This window comes from Vibrio sp. (genome assembly GCF_038138445.1).
Lineage (GTDB): Bacteria > Pseudomonadota > Gammaproteobacteria > Enterobacterales > Vibrionaceae > Vibrio.
The window spans coordinates 1-2,250 of sequence record NZ_JAYQDQ010000176.1; the positions used below are offsets into that span (position 1 = coordinate 1).

Sequence of the window (2,250 nt, forward strand, 5' to 3'; positions counted from 1 at the left end):
GATACATATACTTCTCAAGCCCGGAGGCGAAGTTGATGCCATCAATAGACACCTTCTTCGATCTTACTGGTCCTTTTTTTCTGCTATATCTTTTTTTCATATTACTCCTTGGAGCTCTCTGCTTCATACTTTTCTTTAGCTTTTTGCAAATACAAGACGGCATCCATAAGCTCTTCTTGTAAATGATTAAGCCAAGTAAGCATTTCGCTTGGGTCATTTTCGAGTGTAACGCCGTATTTTACATAACCTACATCTGATCGATCCTGAAAGCGTTTGCATACGCGCTCGACTACAGGGTCTCTAAATTGCATTGGAACTATTTTCATAATGTAGCAGCTTTAGATTTTAGGTAAGCAGAGATAGTGCTGTCTTTAGGCATCGTCTGTTTTTCAAACGAGTCTTTAACAAACGTGCCGTTCTGCATTTTGCCCTTGCGCGTTGATATTTGCGTCCATGCAGCTTCAATGCATTCTTCGATAGAATACCCGCCAAGGTATGCAAGGTTAGTTAATACAACAACGCAATCGCCGATAGCATCAACAAATTCAATGTCATCTTGCTTTAGAATAGCTTTGGCTAACTCACCAGCCTCTTCCATTAGTTTTGCATATTGTGTTTTAACATCGCCTCTATCATATATGCCGCGCTCTCTAGCCCAGCATCTGATATTATCAAACGGCTGGTATTCGCCAATACAGCATTCGTTTTCCGGCGCATCTTCTTTCTTAAAGCGATTTTGCTCGTACTCGTGGAATGCTTTGTTATAAATAAAGCATCGCTCAGTATTGAAGTGTGATATATTTACATTATCCATAATCCAACGAATGTTGGTTTTATCGATAGTAAATCTATAACCCTGTGGCGTGATCCAGCTTAGCCCAATGTTGTCCATAAGGCGGCCTTTAAGTTTTTCAACCGGTACAGGGAATGTTGTGGTTTGGTTTGTTGGGTTTACTCTCATATGTTTTGGTTTAAATAAATTCTTATATAGTTTAGTGTCAACGCGATAGCCGTAAGACTTTTGAAGTTCTATCTCTAGCCTTGATACCTCGTCGATATCTTCACCCTCAAATAGAACTTCGTATTCACCTTCAGCATATCCTTGTTGCTGAGTTACTCTCTTATTAAGATCACGTGTTACGCCTATTTTTTGACCTGGAATGTGATAAATATAGTATGTCATTTTGTCTTATGTTCCCACCGATAATGGTGCCGGTATTGCAGGGTGTGGGTCATAGTTTAAAACTGCAATGTTATACTTAGTTGGTATTTCCAATTGGCCTTTATCGTAGCTAATACCTTTACTTAATGCAAGTGTTGGCAGCTTCGCTTCTTTTATTCTACCGATATACTTAATAGCCTGATCGCGGTGGTTGCTGTATAAGTGACAATCGCCGAGTTGCGCAATAAGCTCACCTGGTTCAAGGTCAGCACCTTTAGCAAGTAGCTCAAGAAGTAAACCATACATTGCGATATCGTAAGGCAAACCTAAGAACACGTCGGCAGAACGTTGTTGCCACATTAAATCAAGCTTGCCGTCGTTAACGAATACTTGAAAGCCATAATGGCATGGAGGTAATACCATATCAGGTATATCAGCCGGGTTCCACGCATTTACTATTAAGCGACGCGAAGTTGGATTATTCTTGATTTCAGCAACTAAATTTGCCAACTGGTCTACACCATTGAATGAACGCCATTGGTGTCCATAAACAGGACCTAAGTTGCCGTCGTCACGACCCGAACGCTTGTAATCTGCGTCCCAATAAGTAATTTTATTGTCGTGCAAGTACTGCATGTCGGTGCGGCCGTTAAGTATCCAAAGCAATTCGCCTATGGCTGAATTATGATAGATACGCTTGCCCGTAAGAAGAGGAAAGCCATTACACATGCTGTGGCGTAAAGTACGGCCAAATACAGCGCGAGTTCCAGTTCCTGTACGGTCGTCTTTCTTAGGCGCCGTAAGAAGTTCGAGAAGTAGTTTTTCATATTGATCCTCGATATTTGTCATAATAATATTTATAGTATTTATAAATTTGTTTCCACGTTTCTTTTGCTGGGAAGCTTTCTGGTGATTTGTTCTTTTCACCTCGAATAGTTATCTCAATAAAATAGTTTGACGGGTTTGCTTTACCTTTTTCTGCCGCAAGTGGGCCAACGGTAATGCCGTTCTTTATGCACCATCGCATTGCTTCAAACTCTTCTTCCGATCTATAAAAGTCACCCCATTCGGTTTTCTTTTCTTTTTTC

The 2,250-nt window shown here is 40.7% G+C and carries 4 protein-coding genes; all 4 read right to left on the reverse strand.

All coding sequences use genetic code 11. The annotated features are described in order from the left end of the window. Positions 1–101: 101 nt before the first annotated feature. Positions 102–326 (reverse strand): hypothetical protein, encoded by a 225-nt coding sequence (locus tag AAFM34_RS20790; RefSeq protein WP_341666165.1) that lies wholly within the window; start codon positions 324–326, stop codon positions 102–104. After that, positions 323–1,183, reverse strand: a complete 861-nt coding sequence (locus AAFM34_RS20795) for a MazG-like family protein (RefSeq protein ID WP_341666167.1) — start codon at positions 1,181–1,183, stop codon at positions 323–325. The genes AAFM34_RS20790 and AAFM34_RS20795 overlap by 4 nt, the downstream gene beginning before the upstream one ends. A 6-nt stretch (positions 1,184–1,189) precedes the next feature. Next, positions 1,190–2,011, reverse strand: a complete 822-nt coding sequence (gene thyA / locus AAFM34_RS20800; RefSeq protein WP_341666169.1) for a thymidylate synthase — start codon at positions 2,009–2,011, stop codon at positions 1,190–1,192. After that, positions 1,986–2,250, reverse strand: a 265-nt coding sequence (locus tag AAFM34_RS20805) for a hypothetical protein (RefSeq protein ID WP_341666171.1), incomplete at its 5' end; no start/stop codon positions are given. The genes thyA and AAFM34_RS20805, both read right to left, overlap by 26 nt.